This window comes from Nonomuraea glycinis (assembly GCF_014646515.1).
Classification (GTDB): Bacteria; Actinomycetota; Actinomycetes; order Streptosporangiales; family Streptosporangiaceae; genus Nonomuraea; species Nonomuraea glycinis.
Genome location: NZ_BMNK01000006.1, coordinates 179,503 through 196,221 on the forward strand (window position 1 = coordinate 179,503; position 16,719 = coordinate 196,221).

Here is a 16,719-nt window from a genome sequence, read left to right on the forward strand (position 1 = left end):
GGGCATCCCTCAGCTCACATGGGCGGTGATCAGGCGTACGGCGAGCGCCGTCTCCTCGGCGTCGAGCGGCCGCCTCGACACGTGGTGATCGCCCGCGCCGAGCGGGCCGAGTGACAGGTCGTGGCTGCCCGGGTGGCCCCGCCCGAGCGCGATCGTGGCGGCCTCGCCGCCCTCCGGCACGACGCTGCTGTGGAAGCGGTCGGCCGGCAGGGTGTAGAGGTCGCCGGGCCCGAACGACTCCACCACCCCGGTGGCCTGCCGCACGGTGCGGCGGGTGGGAGAGATGCGGTCGCCGTCGACGCCGCTGACGACCTCGAACACGCGGTGCGTCGCGTCCAGCTCCGCGTCCGTGACCACCGCGTGCACGTTGCGCACCTGGCCGTACAGCACGTGGCTGACCAGATCCCAGCTGTGGCAGTGGATCTGCGAGGTGGTGCTGCGCGCCGGGGCGAACGAATCCGACCACAGGTGGATACATACCCCCTCGCCGCCGTCTCGCTCCAGCGGCAGGCAGACGAATCCGAGCGGATGGCGTACGGCTCGCACCTCGCCGGACAGGGCCGCCAGCGCCCAGGCGCCGGCCCGGCCCTGGACGATCTGCTCGTAGACGCCCTGGTAGCTCATGCCGTGTCCTTACGTCCCGTCTCGCCCGTGAACGGCCGGCTCACCGTAGGGATCCATGGCGCGCAGCGCCTTCCTGGCGATGTCCACCACGTCCCGCCCGTTGTAGGACTTGGGCAGCGGTGTCCCGATCCGCTCGAACAGCTCCTGCACCTCCTCGATGGTGGGCTCGTCACTGAGCGGCACCCGTTTGTACGTCTCCAGCGGCACCCGCCGCGCCTGCTCGAAGCTGAGGCGCAGCTCGGTGTCGCAGTTCTCGTAGTAGAAGGTGTCGGCCAGCGCCGTCATCGCCCGGTTCGGATCCTCCACCGTCATGATCAGGCGGGTGCTCGACAGGTCCCAGCGGAAGGTGGTCATCGTGGCGGACAGGCCGACGCCGATGTCCAGCAGCCCGTAGCGCTGCCGGTGCCAGAACGCGGCCAGGATCGTGGCGTAGGACTCCTTCCTGACCCGGTCGGTCGTCCACGTCTCGCCGGTGCCGTCCGGCAGGTCGGACAGCGATCGGCGGTAGTGGGCGTAGGTCTCGCAGACCTCGGTGTCCGCCGGGTCGATGACCTCGATCCGTACGGTCAGGTGGCGTTTGTCGCGGCGGGCGGCGGCCACGCACAGCGGCAGGGTGACGGCGCGCAGGTAGGTGCCGGTGCCGCCCTTGAAGCTCCACCGGGCGGTGTCCTTGCGCGCGTCGGCGTGCGCCTGGGCGATCTCCTGCCGGCTGCCGAGCACCCTGACGAGCTGCAGCGCGTCCAGGGCCTTGCGGGTGCCGGTGACCAGGTGCTCGATCTGCTCCAGGCGCTGCAGCCGCACCGGGAGCTGGGCGAGCGCGCCGGAGGTGATGCTCTCCTCGACGGGGGCCTGCCGGGCCCGGTCGCGCAGCAGCGCGGTGGCCACCAGCGCGAGGATCACCAGCGTGGCGGCGGTGACGAACTTGGCCTGGACCTTGGCGCCCTGCTCCGGATCGGCGGCGAACATCTCCTCGGGCATGATGCCGAGCACGCCCACGACGATGGCCAGCGCCAGCGCGATCGCCACATCGGCGTTCTGCGCCGCCCACGGGGCGACCTGCTTGAGCGCCCCTACCAACCGTGCCATCGCTCGCCCCGCATCCGACGATCAGTCAGTCCCCTGGTCATGGTAACGACCACGTCATGCCAGCGGCTAGCAGGTTAAAAGGCGCGGGTGTCGTACCCCTTGAGGGCTTGTGCCGGCTTGGCGACGCGGACGGGCGGCGGCGAGCTTCCGCTCGTCGCCGCCCGTCCGTCGCTCCGGCTAGAACCAGCCGCGCTTACGCGCCATCTGCTCCAGGCCGCTCTGCAGCGCCTGCTCGGCCGCGCCGGGGTGTTCGTTGTGCCGTACGGTGAAGCGGTTGTAGGCGTCGTGGCCGGAGGACAGGAAACCGCCCCGCTTGTCGGCCTCCAGGATGACGTCCACCTGGTGCGGCCCGGTGATGAAGGTCAGCTCCAGCTCGTTGAAGTGGCTGCGCCACCGGCCGCCCGCGTAATACTCGATCTCCTGGAAGAACGGCATCGTCGAGCCGCGCAGCGTGCCGCGTTCGAGGTCGGCCTTCTTGAACTGGAAGCCCAGCCGGTCCAGCGCGGCGATGATCTGCTCCTGCGCCGGCAGCGGCGCGACGAACAACGGGTCGAGGTCACCCTTGTCCAGGGCGCCGGCCAGCGCCAGCTCGGTGTGCACGCCCAGCCGCATGCCGCGCAGCGGCTGCCCGGCGATCGCGCTGATCGGCGTCTCCCACGGGACGGGGATCTGGAACGGCTGCGCGTGCTGCGCGCCGGAGGCCAGCTGGAACGAGCCCGCCACCTGCTGGCGCAGGAAGCTGTAGGTCGTCTTGTACTCGTTGTCGCCGGACTCGACCTCGACCACCGCGGTGAGGTCGATGAAGATGCCCTCCACCTTGGCGTCGGAGCCGCCGCCCTTGAAGTTGACCACCCCGCGCAGCGGCTCACCGGGGCGCACGGTGGCGTTGGTCAGCACCGTGTCGACTTCGACACCCGCGCCGAACGCGGCCATCAGTTTGCGGAACACCATGAGTTCTCCCTATGAGGTCGGTGCCTGGCCGTTCGCGCCGGCCGAGATGCGGGGGAGCAGCTGGGCCAGCAACAGGGTGGAGAGCGCGGAGTCGCCGGTGCCCGCCTGGGTGCGGACCACCAGCGGCTGGGGAGCGTTCTCCGCGAGCTTGGCGCCCACGTCGAGGCGCCTGCGGGCCAGCTCGTACTGCAGCACGGCCCGGTTGTCCCGGTAGGAGGCGGCCAGCCTGCGCAGGGCCTTGGCCTCGTTCTCGGCGGAGGTGAGCTCGGCGCGGCCGCGCGCCTCGATCTCCCAGCGCACCCGCTGCGCCTCGGTCGCCTGCTCCTCCAGCATCCGCGCCACGTCCTTGCGCGCGGTGTTGTGGGCGGCCTTGACCTCCACGACGCGGGCGTCCCTGGTCTTCTTGGAACGCTCGATCTCCATCAGCAGCGTGTCGATGCGGCGCTTGCGGGTCAGCTCCCACTCGCGCTCGTAGGCCGACAGCTCCTTGGCCACCTTCTCGCGGGTGGACAGGTGCGCCTGATAGGTGTCGGGCAGCTGCAGGTCGGGGATGTTGGCACCGGTGATGCGCACGCCGTAGCGGCCGAGCTGGCGGTTGAGCGCGTCCTGCATGTCGCCGACGTCGGAGCCGCGCAGGTCGTAGGCCCGCTCGGTGTTGACCCGGCGGCTGCGCTGCCTGATCGCGTCCTGTACGGCGCTCGACAGCACCAGGTCGAAGTTGCCGGCCCCGATCGTGCGCACGAACGCCACGGGGTCCACGATACGGAACTTCAGGAAGAACTCGATCGACTTCAGCGGCACGTTCTCGGCCGTGGGGCAGGCCACGATCGGCGCCGAGTAAGGGATCTCGGTGGAGGTGTCGACCACCGCGTCCACCCGGTCCCACGGCAGCCAGAGGTAGTGCCGGCCGGGGGACAGCGTGCCGGTGATGGCGCCCCAGTGGCTGTGCACCCCCGTGGTGCCCTCCTCGATCTCGATGATCGCCCTGCGCCACATCCAGATCAGCCCGACGACCAGGAAGAACACCGCCGCCAGCGCGGCCACGACGGTCGCGTCGGTGAGCACGGCCATCCCGGCGCAGTAGATGGCGATGAAGACCAGGGTCATCCAGGCGAACCCGCGCCGGTCCTTGGGGATCACGACGGGCACGAGCTGGCCCTGCTCGCCGCCGCGCAGGAGCTGGCGGATGTCGGACCAGGAGGCCACCGACTCCTTGATCTTCGAGAACTGGCGGCTCATCGGACCTCACCCTCGATGCTCTGCGTGTGGTGCCGGCCCTCGGCGGGGGCGGACACGGTGACGATGTCGGCGTCAGGCGCCTCGTTGACCTCTTCCGCGACCTGCTGGAGCAGCGCGTCGATCTCCGCCTGGCGGCCCGAGACGCGGGCGCCGATCGCCGACAGCCTGGACTGGATGGTGGCCATGTCCTCAGGCGAGAACAGGGCCGCGCCCTTGCCGCCGATGAGCTGCTGGGCCAGTGCCAGGAAGTCGATGTCGGTCTGCTCGCCCACCTGCACCACCTGGGGCAGCCGGGCCGAGACCGATTCCAGCTTGTCCAGCAGATCCTGCTGGAAGCGGTAGTCGAGGATCTCCGGCGCCTCGGCGGCGCTGAGCGCCCGGATGTCGAGCGCCTGCGCCTCCAGCAGGGCCGAGTTGGCCTTGGCCGAGGACTCGGCCTCGACCAGGCGCTGCCTGGCCTGCGCGGTGGCCTGGTGGCTGGCCCGCTCCAGGGCGGTGTCCATGCGCGCCTGATAGCCGGCGATCTCCGCCTGGATCCCGCTCAGCGTCTCCTGCAGCCCGGCGAGCTCCTTGACCAGGTCGCCCTCGTTCTGCTCCTTGCGCAGCTGCAGCTCGTACTCGTAGGTGTAGGCCTCCTTGGCCACCCGCACCATCTCGGGGGCGGCCAGGTCCATGCGGTACTCCTGGCTGGACGGCTCGGCGTGGGTGATGTTCACGTCCGTGAGCCGTACGGCGGGCAGGAACTGCTGGTTGAGGTTGTCCAGCATGCCGAGGGTGCTCTCGCCCACCAGGTCGTAGATGTCCTCGGCCCGCTGGGCGTAGATCAGGGACCGGGTGACCTCGCTGATGGCGTTCTGGAGCTTGGACTGGAAGCCGCTCACCGAGCCGAGCACGAAGATGAACTCGGCCGGGTTCTCGATCCTGAACTGCAGGAACAGGTCGACGCTCGCCTTGACGCCCTGCTGGGTCGGCGCCTCGCTGATGGGGGCGTTGAACGGGTATTCGCGGGTGGTGTTGACGATGTAGCTGACCCGCTTCCACGGGTTGAACAGCGTCACCCGGCCCGGCTCCGCGATCTGCACCATCTTGCCGAACTTGGTGATCAGCGCCTTGCAGCCCTCGGGCACCATGACCACGCTGCGCCGCCACCACAGGAACACGGCGGCCAGCACGAGCACGATCCAGTAGTGGGGCCCGAAGAACAGCTCGGTGTTGGGGATGACGTTGCCGAGCGCGCCGATCAGGCCGAGCACGACCAGCACGCCCAGCTGCAGGACCACCTTCGCCACGTTGCCCTTGGGGATCACCACCGGCGAGATGACGTGCATGCCGTTCTCGGCGAAGCTGCGGTTGACGATCTCGCCGGCGTCGTTCAGCGATGCGGTGCGCGCCTCGATCTGGGTGCCGATCGACACACCGCCGTCGCGGGCGGCGGCGAAGTCATGGGGATTGAGCGCGAAACCCTGCGCCTGCTGTCCGAGCTGCTGCCCGGCCTGGCCGATCGCCTGCCCCACGGCCTGCCGGACGTTGCCTCCCTGGACGACCGCCTGGGCTACGCCCTGGCCTGCCTGGATAAGGGCCTCTCTTGGTCGTGACATCGCACCTTCCTCTTCCGCTTCAGGCGGATTCGACCGTATCGGGTGCGACTTAATGTTCGCTTGCACCGGAATATCGCAGCACTGTTGCCATTCGTAGTAGCTGTGCTATCAATGTAGTAGATCTACTACAAGGAGGGGGTCATGAGCGTCACCAGGGCTCTGGATGGAGACACCAATGTGACCAACGCCGGCAGCGCGCTCGAAGTCAGCGGATTGCACATGAGCTACGGACCACTGGAGGTGCTGCGCGGCGTCGACTTCAGCGTGGCCCCCGGCGAGGTGATCGCGCTGCTCGGCCCCAACGGCGCGGGCAAGACCACCACGATCGAGATCCTCGAAGGCTTCCGCATGCCCTCCGCCGGGCGCGTGCGGGTGCTCGGCACCGACCCGGCGAAGGGCGACGAGCGGTGGCGGGCCAGGCTGGGCGTCGTCCTGCAGTCCTGGCGCGACCACGGCCGCTGGCCCGTGCACCAGCTCCTCGATCACCTGGGCCGCTACTACACCCCCTATTCCACCGCGAGCCGGCCCCGCCCCCTCGACACCGGCGAGCTCATCGAGGCCGTCGGCCTCACCGAGCAGGCCGGCCGGCGCGTCAACCGGCTCTCCGGCGGCCAGCGCCGCCGCCTCGACGTCGCCATCGGCATCGTCGGCCGCCCCGAGGTGCTCTTCCTCGACGAGCCGACCGCGGGCTTCGACCCGCAGGCCCGCCGCGACTTCCACGACCTCGTGCACCGGCTGTCGGACCTCGACGACACCACCATCCTGCTCACCACCCACGACCTGGACGAGGCCGAGAAGCTCGCCGACCGGATCCTCATCCTGACCGGTGGCCGGATCATCGCCGACGGCAGCGCCGACCGCCTGTCCCGCGAGGTCTCCCGCGACGCGCAGGTCCGCTGGAGCCGCGCCGGCGAGCACTTCGTGCACGCCACCGACGACGCCACCGGCTTCGTACGCGGCCTGTTCGCGCAGTACGGCGAGGAGATCGACGACCTCGAGGTACGGCGCGCCACGCTGGAGGACACCTACATGGCCATCCTGAAGAAGGAGGAAGGATGAACCCGACGTCGTACGCGGCCCGGCTGGGGCTGTCCAGGGGCTGGATCGAGTTCAAGCACAGCTTGACCAACCCGCAGGACATCGGTTTCACCATCGTCACGACGGCGGCCTTCGTCGTCGTGCTCTACTTGCAGCGCGACGCCAAGGTGCCGGGCACCGACCTGTCCCTGGCCGCGGCCACGCTGCCGGGCGTCCTCGGCATCGGCATGGCCTTCAACGGGCTCTCCGGAGCCGTCGGCGCGCTGGCCGTCGAGCGCGAGGACGGCACCCTGCTACGGGCCAAGGCGCTGCCGCAGGGCATGGTCGGCTACCTCGTCGGCCGGATCGTGTCGCTCTCGCTCGCCGCCGTGTCCGGCCTGCTGATCGTGCTCGTCGCCGGCCTGTTCCTGGTGCCGGAGCTGACCGGGGCGGGACTCGGCGCATGGCTCACCGTGGCGTGGGTGGCCGCGCTGGGGCTGGTGGCCACTCTGCCGTGGGGCGCGGTGATCGGCTCGCTGGCCAACAGCCCGCAGGCGGCAGCGGGCCTGTCGATGCTCCTGTTCGGCGCGCTCTCCAGCGTCTCCGGCATCTTCTATCCGATCACCGCGCTGGCCACCTGGCTGCAGGCCGTCGCCCAGGCGTTCCCGCTCTACTGGCTCGGCCTCGGCATGCGCGCGGCGCTGCTGCCGGACGCGGCGGCCGCCGCCGAGCTCGGTGGCTCCTGGCGGCCCCTGGAGACGCTCGGCGTGCTCCTCGCCTGGTCCGTCGCCGGGCTCGTGCTGGCGCCGCCGATCCTGCGCAGGATGGCCAGGCGCGAATCGGGCTCGCTGATGATGGCGCGCCGCGAGCGGGCACTGCAGCGCATCGGCTGAGAAGATGGGCGACGATGAGCGAGACCGTCTACAACCGCATCGCCCTGCTGCGCGCCGAACGCGGAGTCACCCGCAGGCAGCTGGCCGACACCCTCGGCGTGCACTACCAGACCGTCGGCTACCTCGAACGCGGCGAATACAGCCCCAGCCTCTACCTGGCGCTGCGCATCGCCGACTACTTCGACGTGCCCGTCGAGGTGATCTTCTCCACCACGCCCTTCCCCCGCATCGGTGAGCGGACCGGCTGAGGGTTTCTGTCGGTGGGGTCGCCTACATTGGCAGGATGCGACCGGTGACAGATTTGCAGCGGAAGGTGGCGCCCTTCGAGGTCGTCACCGAGATGACTCCCTCCGGCGACCAGCCGACGGCCATCGCCGAGCTGGAGCGCCGCATTCTGGCCGGAGAGAAGGACAACGTCCTGCTGGGCGCCACGGGCACGGGCAAGACGGCCAGCGTGGCCTGGCTCATCGAGCGGCTGCAGCGGCCCACGCTCGTCATGCAGCCCAACAAGACGCTCGCCGCCCAGTTCGCCAACGAGCTGCGGGAGATGCTGCCCAACAACGCGGTCGAATACTTCGTCTCCTATTACGACTACTACCAGCCTGAGGCGTACGTCCCGCAGAGCGACACCTACATCGAGAAGGACTCCTCGATCAACGACGAGGTGGAGCGGCTGCGTCACTCGGCGACCAACTCGCTGCTCACCCGCCGCGACACCATCGTGGTCGCCTCCGTCTCCTGCATCTACGGCCTCGGCACGCCTCAGGAATACGTCGACCGCATGGCCCGGCTGCGCGTCGGCATGGACGTCGACCGCGACCAGCTGCTGCGCCGCCTCGTCGACATGCAGTACGCCCGCAACGACCTCGCCTTCACCCGCGGCACCTTCCGGGTGCGCGGCGACACCATCGAGATCATCCCCAAGTACGAAGAGCTCGCCGTCCGGATCGAGATGTTCGGCGACGAGATCGAGAAGCTGTCCACCATGCACCCGCTGACCGGCGAGGTCATCACGGAGGACGAAGAGCTCTACATCTTCCCCGCCTCCCACTACGTCGCCGGCGAGGAGCGGATGACGGCGGCCGTCACCGGGATCGAGGCCGAGCTGGCCGAGCGACTGTCGGAGCTGGAGCGGCAGGGCAAGCTGCTGGAGGCCCAGCGGCTGCGCATGCGCACCACCTACGACCTGGAGATGATGCGGCAGATCGGCACCTGCTCCGGGATCGAGAACTACTCGCGGCACATGGACGGCCGCTCGCCCGGCAGCGCGCCCAACACGCTGCTCGACTACTTCCCCGAGGACTTCCTGCTCGTCCTCGACGAGTCCCACCAGACCGTGCCGCAGATCGGCGCCATGTACGAAGGCGACGCCTCCCGCAAGCGCACCCTGGTCGACCACGGCTTCCGGCTGCCGTCGGCGCTCGACAACCGGCCGCTGAAGTGGGAAGAGTTTCTGGAGCGGATCGGGCAGACGGTCTATCTGTCGGCCACCCCCGGGCCCTACGAGCTCGGCCGGGCCAAGGGCGAGGTCGTCGAGCAGGTCATCCGGCCCACCGGGCTCATCGACCCCGAGATCGTCGTCAAGCCGACCAAGGGGCAGATCGACGACCTGGTGCACGAGATCCGCGAGCGGGCCGAGCGTGATGAGCGGGTGCTGGTCACCACGCTCACCAAGAAGATGTCGGAGGACCTGACGGACTATCTTCTGGAGCTCGGCATCCGGGTGCGTTACCTGCACAGCGAGGTCGACACGCTGCGGCGGATCGAGCTGCTGCGGGAGCTGCGGAGCGGGGACTACGACGTGCTGGTGGGGATCAACCTGCTGCGCGAGGGGCTCGACCTGCCCGAGGTGTCGCTGGTCGCCATCCTGGACGCCGACAAGGAAGGGTTCCTGCGGTCGGAGACCTCGCTGATCCAGACCATCGGGCGGGCGGCTCGTAACGTGTCCGGGCAGGTGCACATGTACGCCGACAAGGTGACGCCGTCCATGGAGCGGGCCATCGACGAGACCAACCGGCGGCGGGCCAAGCAGGTGGCCTACAACGAGGCTCGGGGGATCGATCCGCAGCCGCTGCGGAAGAAGATCGCGGACATTCTGGACTCGTTGCAGCGGGAGGACGCTGATACGCAGCAGCTCATGGGGGGTGGGCGGCAGCAGTCTCGGGGCAAGGCGCCGGTGCCTGGGTTCGCGGCCAAGGCGGGGCAGCATGCTCGGGCCATCGCTGGGGAGCTGCCTCGGGCGCAGATGGAGTCTTTGATCGAGTCGTTGACTGAGCAGATGCATCAGGCTGCGGCTGATCTGCAGTTCGAGGTGGCTGCTCGGTTGCGGGATGAGATCAAGGAGCTTAAGCGGGAGTTGCGGGATATGCGGGAGGCTGGGGTCAAGTAGCCCCCTTTGTGCGTCTTGGGGTGCGTGGCCGCGGAGGTGGGCGGGCGTTCCGGCCGACCGCGATTGCCTGGGGTCTGGTGATGTTCGCCTTCGGCCTCGGGCGGGTGCGGCGGTACTTGGCACGGTCTTAAGTCGGCCGGAACGCCCGCCCACCTCCGCTCGACTGTTCCCGGCCTGCTCGTTGCCGGGCGCCGTGGTGCGGGCTGGGGCTTCGGGGTTTGCCGGCATCGCCGATGCTGAAGCACGTCGCTGGGCTCCGGTGCTGGGAGCTCGCCGTAGCTGAAGCCGTCACTTTCCGGCACACGTGCGGGTTGGTCGCCGCAGCGACGAGCTGACCTCTCACGGTCGCTCGCCCTCCGTAGCGGGCATGATGTTCGCCTTCCGCTTTTGTGCTTGTGCCTCTGTCGCTGGCGGTTTTGGTGGCGGGTCGGGTCGTCCGTCATCGCTTGCGCCGTGGCCGGGGATAGCAGAGGGCTGGGATGGGGTTGATGTCAGGCGGTGGCGGTGAGGGCTGTGTTGGTGTCGGCGGTGGTCAGGTGGGCGTTGATGTGGGCGGCGGCCAGGGCGCCTGCTGCGGCGGAGGTGCCCACTTGGGCGGCCAGGTCTGTGGCGTTGCCGGCGACCCATACGCCTGGGACCTCGGTGGTGCCGGCCATGCCGGAGGCGAAGCGGGAGCCCATGTTGTCGGGCAGGTCCTCCATCGGCAGCTTCAAGCCGTTCAGGCCCTCGGTGCGGGCCCGCATCCGGGTGGCGACCGCGAGGACGCGGCGGGCCACGACCGTGCCGTCGGTCAGGCGCACCCCCGCGATGCCGCCGTCCTCGCTCGTCACGACCTCCTGCATCGGGGTGTCGATGATGCGGATGTCGCGGGCGGCGAAGCGCGCTCGGGTATCGTCGTCGAGATCGGTGCCCTGGGTGAAGTAGACGAGATCGTCGGTCAGCTGGCGGAACAGCATCGCGTGGTGGATCGAGGCGGGGCCGGTGGCGAGGATGCCGATCGGTTCGTCGCGCACCTCCCAGCCGTGGCAGTACGGGCAGTGCACCACACCGTGCCCCCAGTGCTCGGCGAGACCGGGCACGTTCGGCAGTACGTCCCGCAGGCCGGTGGCCACCAGCACGCGGCGTGCCGTCACCGTGCGGCCATCGGCCAGGCCGACCTCGAAACGCAGATCACCGTCGAGGGTCGGGGCGGCCGGCTCGGCAGAGGTCACCTCTCCGAAGACGACCCGGCCGCCGTACTGGCGCACCTGCTCCCGGCCGCGCTTGAGCAGCTCTGTGGGCGGCGTGCCGTCCAGCACGATGAAGCCGTGCATGGCATCGGCAGGCGCGTTGCGGGGCGTCCCGCTGTCGATCACGATGACCGAACGGCGGGAGCGGGCCAGCATCAGGGCACCGTTCAGGCCCGCGGCGCCGCCGCCGATCACCACGACGTCCACGGTCTCACCGGGCAGTGCGTCACTCGCGTACGCGGAAGTCCGTACAGACATGTCGCGTCCTTTCGTCGTTAGGGCCCGGCCCTTCGGGCCCTTCTGTACTTCTGTGTACGACGCTAGGTCCGTCTTGCACCAAAGGCATATGATATTGCTTATGGAGCAATAAATCGGTGACGTTGACGGCCTCGTACGCAAATACATCCGGGCTCTGCGGGTCGCACAGGGCTGGTTCCTGGAAGAGCTGGCCGCCCGCGCCGCCAACGCGCCCGCCGTACGGGGGCGTCTTGCGCGTGGGGCACCGTTAGGCGGCAACATCTTGCGTATAACGGGAGGTGTCATGCTATCTAGGCAAAGTCGCCTTAGGGTGGCGGCATGACCCACGTACACCCGCACACTACCGACCACGGCGCGCAGCACGGTCATCACCAGCAGGACGACGCCGATCAGGCGGAGATCCTCGACCTGGACGCGGAGGTCCTGAGCGAGCACATCGACTCCATCATCGCCTGGCTGCCCCTGAAGAGCAGCCCGCGCCATATCGTGGACCTGGGTTCCGGCACCGGAGCAGGCACCTTCGCTCTCCTCGACCGCTTGCCCGAGGCGCACGTCCTGGCCGTCGATGCCTCGCCCGGACATTTGCAGCGCCTGCGGAAGAAAGCGTGCGCCCAGAAGGTGGATGACCGCGTACGCACCGTCCAGGCCGACCTCGACGCCGCCGACTGGCCCGACCTCGGCACGCCGGACCTGGTCTGGGCCTCGGCCTCGATGCACCACATGGCCGATCCCGATCGCGTGCTGCGCAACGTCCACCGGATGCTCGCGCCCGGCGGGCTGTTCGCCGTCGTCGAGTTGGCTGGATTCCCCCGCTTCCTGCCCGAGAACGCTCCAGAGGACCGGCCCGGCCTGGAAGACCGCTGCCACGCAGTGACCGAACACCTCCACGCCGAACGCATGCCCCACCGCGGCGCTGACTGGGGGCCGATGCTGACCGCCGCCCAATTCACCCTCGAAGGCGAGCGCACCATCGCCGTGAACATCGAAGGCTCGCGCAGCGAGGCCGTCGGCCGCTACGCGCTCAGCAGCCTGCTACGCATCCGCGGTGCCGTCGCACAAGCGCTTCCCGCCGCGGACCTCGCCGCGCTCGACCGGCTGCTCGACACGGACGGCCCGCACAGCATCCTGCGCCGCGACGACCTCTCGGTACGCACCGAGCGCACCGTCTGGGCAGCACGCCTCAGCTGATCCGCGATCTCCACGCCGGCCAGCCTTCGTGACGGAGGAGAGGGGCACGGCCGGGCTGTTGAGCGCTCCGGTCTCAGCGGAACGTTCCCTCGTGGCTAGCTCCTGGTGAGACCAACGGCAGCGAGATCTCCCGGGATCGGCCGCCGGCCCGTGCTGCCTCTGCTCGTGCTGCCCTGCTCGAGGTGCGGCGAGATGCGCTTCGCTCTTGGTCGTGATGCCGTCGGTCACTCGACCTGTCGCTTGGTACCAGGGCCAGGGGGACCCTGCTCGATCTCCTCAGCGTGTTATGTGAGCAGTGGGAGTGCTGGGAAGGTGTGGTTCTGCCACAGCAGTCGCGAGGTCTCTTCTAGGTAGCGGGCGACCGTTGGCGGTGTGTCGAAGAGCTGTGCGAGGCGGTGGGTGGTGTCGTACGGAGGCCAGCCCGGGTCGCCGTGTGCGGCGAACGCCGTCCACGCACTGCGGATCTGCGCGGACAAATCCTTCGCCGCTGGGGAGGGCGGGTCGCCGATCAGCATGGCGGGCCGTCCGCTGCTCAGGTTGCCGAAGACGAGCGGCACGTCCAGGCCGTGGCAGGCGCCGAGGGCGCCGTCCATTCCCGGGGCGGGCCAGGTCAGTTCGTAGAGGTGGACCTGGCCGCCCCCGGCGAGCTGCGCGTCGGCGAGGTGGAGGCTCGGCATGCGGAACAACCAGTCCGCGTTGACCAGCTCGTACAGCTCCTCATCGGTCGCGGCCGGGAAAGCCTCCCGGTAGCGGCGTGCACCGTCCGGGCCGGGGGCGAGCATGCGCAGGGCGGTCTCGGTCTGCTCGGGCGTGACCTGGCCGAGCACGCCGTCGATCAGGCTGAACAACCGGTGCTCGTCACGCGTGTGCCCGACGAGGAGTTCGACGTCCTGGGCGGCGCTGTCGGCCAGCGCCTGCCAAGGGGTCGCCGGCAGGACGTCACCGTCGACAACCGGTGCGAACGGGATCGGCCGGTGGGTGATCTGCCCCCAGCGCTCCCGCCACTGGACCATCTCCGCGAAGATCGCGTCGCCCGCGCCGGGCAGCCGGGCCGGGGCCACCGCCGACAGGCCGGACACCGTGGGCCGTACCCCGAGCTCGGCGGCGCAGGCGGCGGCGATGTCGGCGGCCAGCTCGGGGGAGAAGAACGTCCCGGGTACGCTCTGCGCGACCGCCCGGCGGAAGAGCCCGGCGGCGCGCGGCATGGCGAGCAGCGCGGCGACTGATCCGCCGCCCGCCGACTGCCCGAAGATCGTGACCCGGTCCGGGTCGCCGCCGAACATCCGGATGTTCTCCCGTACCCACTGCAGGGCCGCGACCTGGTCGAGCAGTCCCCGGTTGGCCGGGGCTCCGTCGATCTGCGCGAACCCCTCGATACCGAGACGGTAGTTGAGGGTCACGACCACGGCTCCGCTCCCGGCCAGGTGCCCGGCGTCGTACTCCGGGAGGCTGGAGTCGCCCATGGCGTAACCGCCGCCGGGGATCCACACCATCACCGGGAGCCCCGCCGCCGGATCCGGTTCCGGTGTCCAGAGGTTGACCGTCAACCAGTCGTCGCCGTCGTCGCCAGTGGTGGCCTGGGCCGTCCTGAACACGCCGGACTGCGGGGGCGGCGGGCCGTACGCGACCGCCGGGCGAACCCCGTCCCAGCCGCGCACCGGCTGCGGCGCGGCGAAACGATGGGCGCCGACCGGCGGCTCGGCGAACGGGATGCCCCGGAAGACTGCCAAGCCTGCTTCCCGGCCACCGAGGAAGCTCGCTAGGTCCGCTGAGTCCGGCTGGCGGTCGCCCCGGAAGGCCGCCTCCCGGACGCCGCGGAGAATGCCGGCCGGTGTGCGGACTTCCGGCTCGGACTCGGATGGCTTGCTGGATGCGGTGACGGCCACTTTGCGGGTTCCTCTCCGTTCCTGCTCGGCCGAGCATCTCAGGGCGGGCCATCTACCGGCAAAGCATTAAGGGGCAGCCCAGATGGGTGGGAAACCTGCATTGAGTTGACTTTTGGCGCCTTCCGGAAATGTTGCTCCGTGCGCCGAAGCCGTCCCTGGTCGGCGACCGGGCAGTGGGGGTTGGTGACGGTTGGGTCAGCGGAAGGCTGGGGCGTTGCGGTGGGCCCAGTGGGTGAAGGGGGTGGCGGTGCGGCCGAGGATGCGTTCGATGTCGGGGCTGATGCGCTGCTCGGCCGGGGTGGGGGTGCCGATGATGGCCAGGGTGGTGTCGGCGATGGGTTCAGGCATGAACTGGAGCATCTGGGTGCGGGCCTCGTCGTGGGTCTGCTCGATGAAGCGGATCGGCTCGCCGAGTGCGTCGCCGATCGCCGCGGCTCGTTCGCGGGGGGTGGTGAGGGCAGGGCCCGTCAGGACGTACGTCCGGCCGGTGTGGCCGTTCTCGCGCAGGGCCACGGCGGCGACTTCGGCGATGTCGTCCGGGTCGACCGTCGGAAGGCCGACGTCGCTGAAGGGGGCGGCGACGGTTCGCCGAGTACGGACGGGCTCGGCCCAGGCGTAGGCGTTGGAGTGGAAACCGCCGGGGCGCAGGATCGTCCAGTCCATGCCGGACCGCTGGACGGCGTCTTCGATGGACTGGCCCATCTTGCCGTGCGAGGGGGACTCTGGGCGGGTTGCCACGCCTTGGGAGGACAGCAACACGACGCGGGTGATTCCGTTGGCCTTGGCGTTGCTCAGGGTGGTGCTGATGATGTCGCTGGGGTTGTCGGCCACGGCCACGAAGTCGCCGGAGATCAGCAGGAACATCGCGTCGGCGCCGGCGAGGGCGGGCAGGATGCTTGCCGGGTCGGCCAGGTCTGCGGCGACGGCCCGCACTCCCTGCGGCACGTCGGCGGTGGTGATCTTCCGTGAAACGGCCGTCACCGGCTCGCCGGCCTGGGTGAGCAGCCGGACCAGCGTGCGTCCGACGTTTCCGGTCGCTCCCGTTACAACGATCATATCGATTCCTTAGTTAGTTGACTGACTTAGAAGAACCGTAGCACAGGTGGGATGGTGGGTGAGTTGGCTGACTGGGATTTCTGTCAGGCACACCTGGCGAGCCAAGGATCGCCGAGATGGTGGTCGACGAGGTCGATCGGCATCTCTGGCGGGTCGTCGACGCCGCCTACGATCGGCTGACGTGCGCGGAGTGCGGGGGCGCGCTGAGCCGGGGGCCCGCCGGCTGTGCCGCTTGTGACCGGGCCCATAGGTACCGGTACGCCGCCATCGAGGTCGACCGTCCCGGCGTGCCGCCCGGCAACGAGCATGCGCTGCGGGTCAACGTGTCAGTGGTACGCAGGCCGTACGGGATCTCGGCGAAGGAGGTGCTGGGCCGCAGGCTCTCGCTCCCGATCCTGCTCGACGGGCATCTCCCCGGCACCGCACAGGCGCAGGCGGCCCGCGCGGTCCTCGACAAGGGAGGTTCGGCGGCGGAGTACGCCGAATCGTTCACCGCGAGTGGCGGGGTGGCCTCGGCGCCTGACCGGGAAACCGATGCGCGTCCGGGACCGTCGGCGGTCCAGCGCCCCAGCGGAGGAGGGAATCCGTCAGGGGAGGCCGTCCTCGGGGTCGCCTCCTGGGCCGGCCCGGCGTCAGGAGGCGTCGGGCGGAGGGCTCAGGAGGGGTCTCGGCGGTCCTGCATGGTGCGGCGGTAGAGGTCGTCGATCTCGTCCAGGGGGTCGGGGGCGCGGCGGCGGGCCTCGATCTCCAGGTCGGTGCGGGAGTGCAGGTCGTTGATGCCGGTGGCGGTGTGCTGGACCTGGTCGCTGAGGAGGTCGGCGCGGATGCGGGCGCACATGGCCGTCAGCTTGGCCTGGTGCTGGCGCAGCCGGTCGAGGGTGGTGTGGTCGACGTAAGGGGAAACGCGGCGCTGCTGGGCGTACATGCCGAGCTGGCTGTCGTGGACGTCGGCCTGGGCGGTCAGGTCCGCCAGCAGGACCGGCAGGTCGCCGAGGCCCCAGCCCTGCTGCTGGGCCTGCTCCACGGCCTGGCGGGTGAGGGAGACCTCGCGCCGCAGGTCGAGGCGGAGGCGCTCCACCTCGGCGGCGTCGCCGGTGCCCATCGCGTTGACGTGCGTGGTGAGTCTGGTCGTGGCCTGCCTCGCCTTGACCGCGGCCTTCCTGCCTACTTTGACCAGGAAGTAGATGCCGACTCCGGCCACCAGTAGGAGGAATGCCAGGATCACCAGCACGATGAGGATGATTTCGCTGATCGTGGCCACCTCCTGTTGAGTTCTCGCCTTGAGGATATCTCCCTTGGGCCGCA

15 protein-coding genes are annotated in these 16,719 nt (G+C 69.7%); 6 read left to right on the forward strand and 9 right to left on the reverse strand.

Annotated features, from left to right (window positions below; all coding sequences use genetic code 11):
- Positions 1-9: 9 nt before the first annotated feature.
- The 5 genes from IEY87_RS19095 to IEY87_RS19115 form a co-directional block, all read right to left on the reverse strand.
- The gene (locus tag IEY87_RS19095) at positions 10-624 is read right to left on the reverse strand and encodes a hypothetical protein (protein ID WP_189140040.1); all 615 of its coding nucleotides are present in this window, start codon (positions 622-624) and stop codon (positions 10-12) included.
- A 9-nt stretch (positions 625-633) separates the two neighbouring features.
- Entirely contained in the window at positions 634-1,710 is a 1,077-nt protein-coding gene (locus tag IEY87_RS19100; RefSeq protein ID WP_189140041.1) for a hypothetical protein, read from the reverse strand.
- Positions 1,711-1,887: 177 nt separating this feature from the next.
- The gene (locus IEY87_RS19105) at positions 1,888-2,661 is read right to left on the reverse strand and encodes a sporulation protein (protein WP_189140042.1); all 774 of its coding nucleotides are present in this window, start codon (positions 2,659-2,661) and stop codon (positions 1,888-1,890) included.
- A 9-nt stretch (positions 2,662-2,670) separates the two neighbouring features.
- The gene (locus IEY87_RS19110; protein ID WP_189140043.1) at positions 2,671-3,900 is read right to left on the reverse strand and encodes an SPFH domain-containing protein; all 1,230 of its coding nucleotides are present in this window, start codon (positions 3,898-3,900) and stop codon (positions 2,671-2,673) included.
- Positions 3,897-5,498, reverse strand: a complete 1,602-nt coding sequence (locus IEY87_RS19115; RefSeq protein ID WP_189140044.1) for an SPFH domain-containing protein — start codon at positions 5,496-5,498, stop codon at positions 3,897-3,899. Before IEY87_RS19115 ends, IEY87_RS19110 begins: the two co-directional genes overlap by 4 nt.
- Positions 5,499-5,639: 141 nt before the next feature.
- On the opposite strand from IEY87_RS19115, the gene IEY87_RS19120 reads away from it, so the two are divergent.
- Genes IEY87_RS19120 through uvrB form a run of 4 tightly spaced genes read left to right on the forward strand, consistent with a single transcriptional unit; the run spans position 5,640 to position 9,797 of the window.
- A complete protein-coding gene (locus IEY87_RS19120) occupies positions 5,640-6,557 on the forward strand; it encodes an ABC transporter ATP-binding protein (protein ID WP_225277479.1) in 918 nt (305 codons plus the stop codon).
- Positions 6,554-7,408, forward strand: a complete 855-nt coding sequence (locus tag IEY87_RS19125) for an ABC transporter permease (protein ID WP_189140045.1) — start codon at positions 6,554-6,556, stop codon at positions 7,406-7,408. The genes IEY87_RS19120 and IEY87_RS19125 overlap by 4 nt, the downstream gene beginning before the upstream one ends.
- Before the next feature lie 14 nt (positions 7,409-7,422).
- Entirely contained in the window at positions 7,423-7,656 is a 234-nt protein-coding gene (locus tag IEY87_RS19130) for a helix-turn-helix transcriptional regulator (protein WP_189140046.1), read from the forward strand.
- A 35-nt stretch (positions 7,657-7,691) separates the two neighbouring features.
- Complete coding sequence (gene uvrB, locus IEY87_RS19135; RefSeq protein WP_189140047.1) at positions 7,692-9,797, forward strand: excinuclease ABC subunit UvrB; 2,106 nt, start codon at positions 7,692-7,694, stop codon at positions 9,795-9,797.
- Between the two features lie 491 nt (positions 9,798-10,288).
- Here the strand turns inward: uvrB and IEY87_RS19140 are convergent, their stop codons facing one another.
- Positions 10,289-11,284, reverse strand: a complete 996-nt coding sequence (locus IEY87_RS19140) for an NAD(P)/FAD-dependent oxidoreductase (RefSeq protein WP_189140048.1) — start codon at positions 11,282-11,284, stop codon at positions 10,289-10,291.
- 318 nt (positions 11,285-11,602) lie between these two features.
- Between IEY87_RS19140 and IEY87_RS19145 the strand changes: the two genes are divergently transcribed.
- Positions 11,603-12,472: a class I SAM-dependent methyltransferase gene (locus IEY87_RS19145; RefSeq protein WP_189140049.1), complete on the forward strand. Its 870-nt coding sequence runs from the start codon at positions 11,603-11,605 to the stop codon at positions 12,470-12,472.
- A 284-nt stretch (positions 12,473-12,756) separates the two neighbouring features.
- On the opposite strand, the gene IEY87_RS19150 is transcribed toward IEY87_RS19145, so the two are convergent.
- On the reverse strand, positions 12,757-14,202 hold the full coding sequence (locus tag IEY87_RS19150) for a carboxylesterase/lipase family protein (protein WP_229699358.1): 1,446 nt from the start codon (positions 14,200-14,202) through the stop codon (positions 12,757-12,759).
- Positions 14,203-14,553: 351 nt separating this feature from the next.
- Complete coding sequence (locus tag IEY87_RS19155; RefSeq protein WP_189140051.1) at positions 14,554-15,414, reverse strand: SDR family oxidoreductase; 861 nt, start codon at positions 15,412-15,414, stop codon at positions 14,554-14,556.
- A 116-nt stretch (positions 15,415-15,530) separates the two neighbouring features.
- Between IEY87_RS19155 and IEY87_RS45840 the strand changes: the two genes are divergently transcribed.
- Positions 15,531-16,109, forward strand: a complete 579-nt coding sequence (locus IEY87_RS45840; RefSeq protein ID WP_225277480.1) for a hypothetical protein — start codon at positions 15,531-15,533, stop codon at positions 16,107-16,109.
- Here IEY87_RS45840 and IEY87_RS19165 read toward each other — a convergent pair.
- On the reverse strand, positions 16,070-16,675 hold the full coding sequence (locus tag IEY87_RS19165; protein WP_189140052.1) for a hypothetical protein: 606 nt from the start codon (positions 16,673-16,675) through the stop codon (positions 16,070-16,072). The genes IEY87_RS45840 and IEY87_RS19165 overlap by 40 nt on opposite strands.
- Positions 16,676-16,719 lie beyond the last annotated feature (44 nt).

What these genes read in the sequence shown, in the direction of transcription:
- IEY87_RS19140 (WP_189140048.1), bottom strand. Translation starts at nt 11,284, where the DNA reads ATGTCTGTACGGACTTCCGCGTACGCGAGTGACGCACTGCCCGGTGAG.
- IEY87_RS19120 (WP_225277479.1), top strand. Translation starts at nt 5,640, where the DNA reads ATGAGCGTCACCAGGGCTCTGGATGGAGACACCAATGTGACCAACGCC.
- IEY87_RS19145 (WP_189140049.1), top strand. Translation starts at nt 11,603, where the DNA reads ATGACCCACGTACACCCGCACACTACCGACCACGGCGCGCAGCACGGT.
- IEY87_RS19155 (WP_189140051.1), bottom strand. Translation starts at nt 15,414, where the DNA reads ATGATCGTTGTAACGGGAGCGACCGGAAACGTCGGACGCACGCTGGTC.
- IEY87_RS19115 (WP_189140044.1), bottom strand. Translation starts at nt 5,498, where the DNA reads ATGTCACGACCAAGAGAGGCCCTTATCCAGGCAGGCCAGGGCGTAGCC.
- IEY87_RS19130 (WP_189140046.1), top strand. Translation starts at nt 7,423, where the DNA reads ATGAGCGAGACCGTCTACAACCGCATCGCCCTGCTGCGCGCCGAACGC.
- IEY87_RS19110 (WP_189140043.1), bottom strand. Translation starts at nt 3,900, where the DNA reads ATGAGCCGCCAGTTCTCGAAGATCAAGGAGTCGGTGGCCTCCTGGTCC.
- IEY87_RS19105 (WP_189140042.1), bottom strand. Translation starts at nt 2,661, where the DNA reads ATGGTGTTCCGCAAACTGATGGCCGCGTTCGGCGCGGGTGTCGAAGTC.
- IEY87_RS19125 (WP_189140045.1), top strand. Translation starts at nt 6,554, where the DNA reads ATGAACCCGACGTCGTACGCGGCCCGGCTGGGGCTGTCCAGGGGCTGG.
- IEY87_RS19095 (WP_189140040.1), bottom strand. Translation starts at nt 624, where the DNA reads ATGAGCTACCAGGGCGTCTACGAGCAGATCGTCCAGGGCCGGGCCGGC.
- IEY87_RS45840 (WP_225277480.1), top strand. Translation starts at nt 15,531, where the DNA reads ATGGTGGTCGACGAGGTCGATCGGCATCTCTGGCGGGTCGTCGACGCC.
- IEY87_RS19100 (WP_189140041.1), bottom strand. Translation starts at nt 1,710, where the DNA reads ATGGCACGGTTGGTAGGGGCGCTCAAGCAGGTCGCCCCGTGGGCGGCG.
- uvrB (WP_189140047.1), top strand. Translation starts at nt 7,692, where the DNA reads ATGCGACCGGTGACAGATTTGCAGCGGAAGGTGGCGCCCTTCGAGGTC.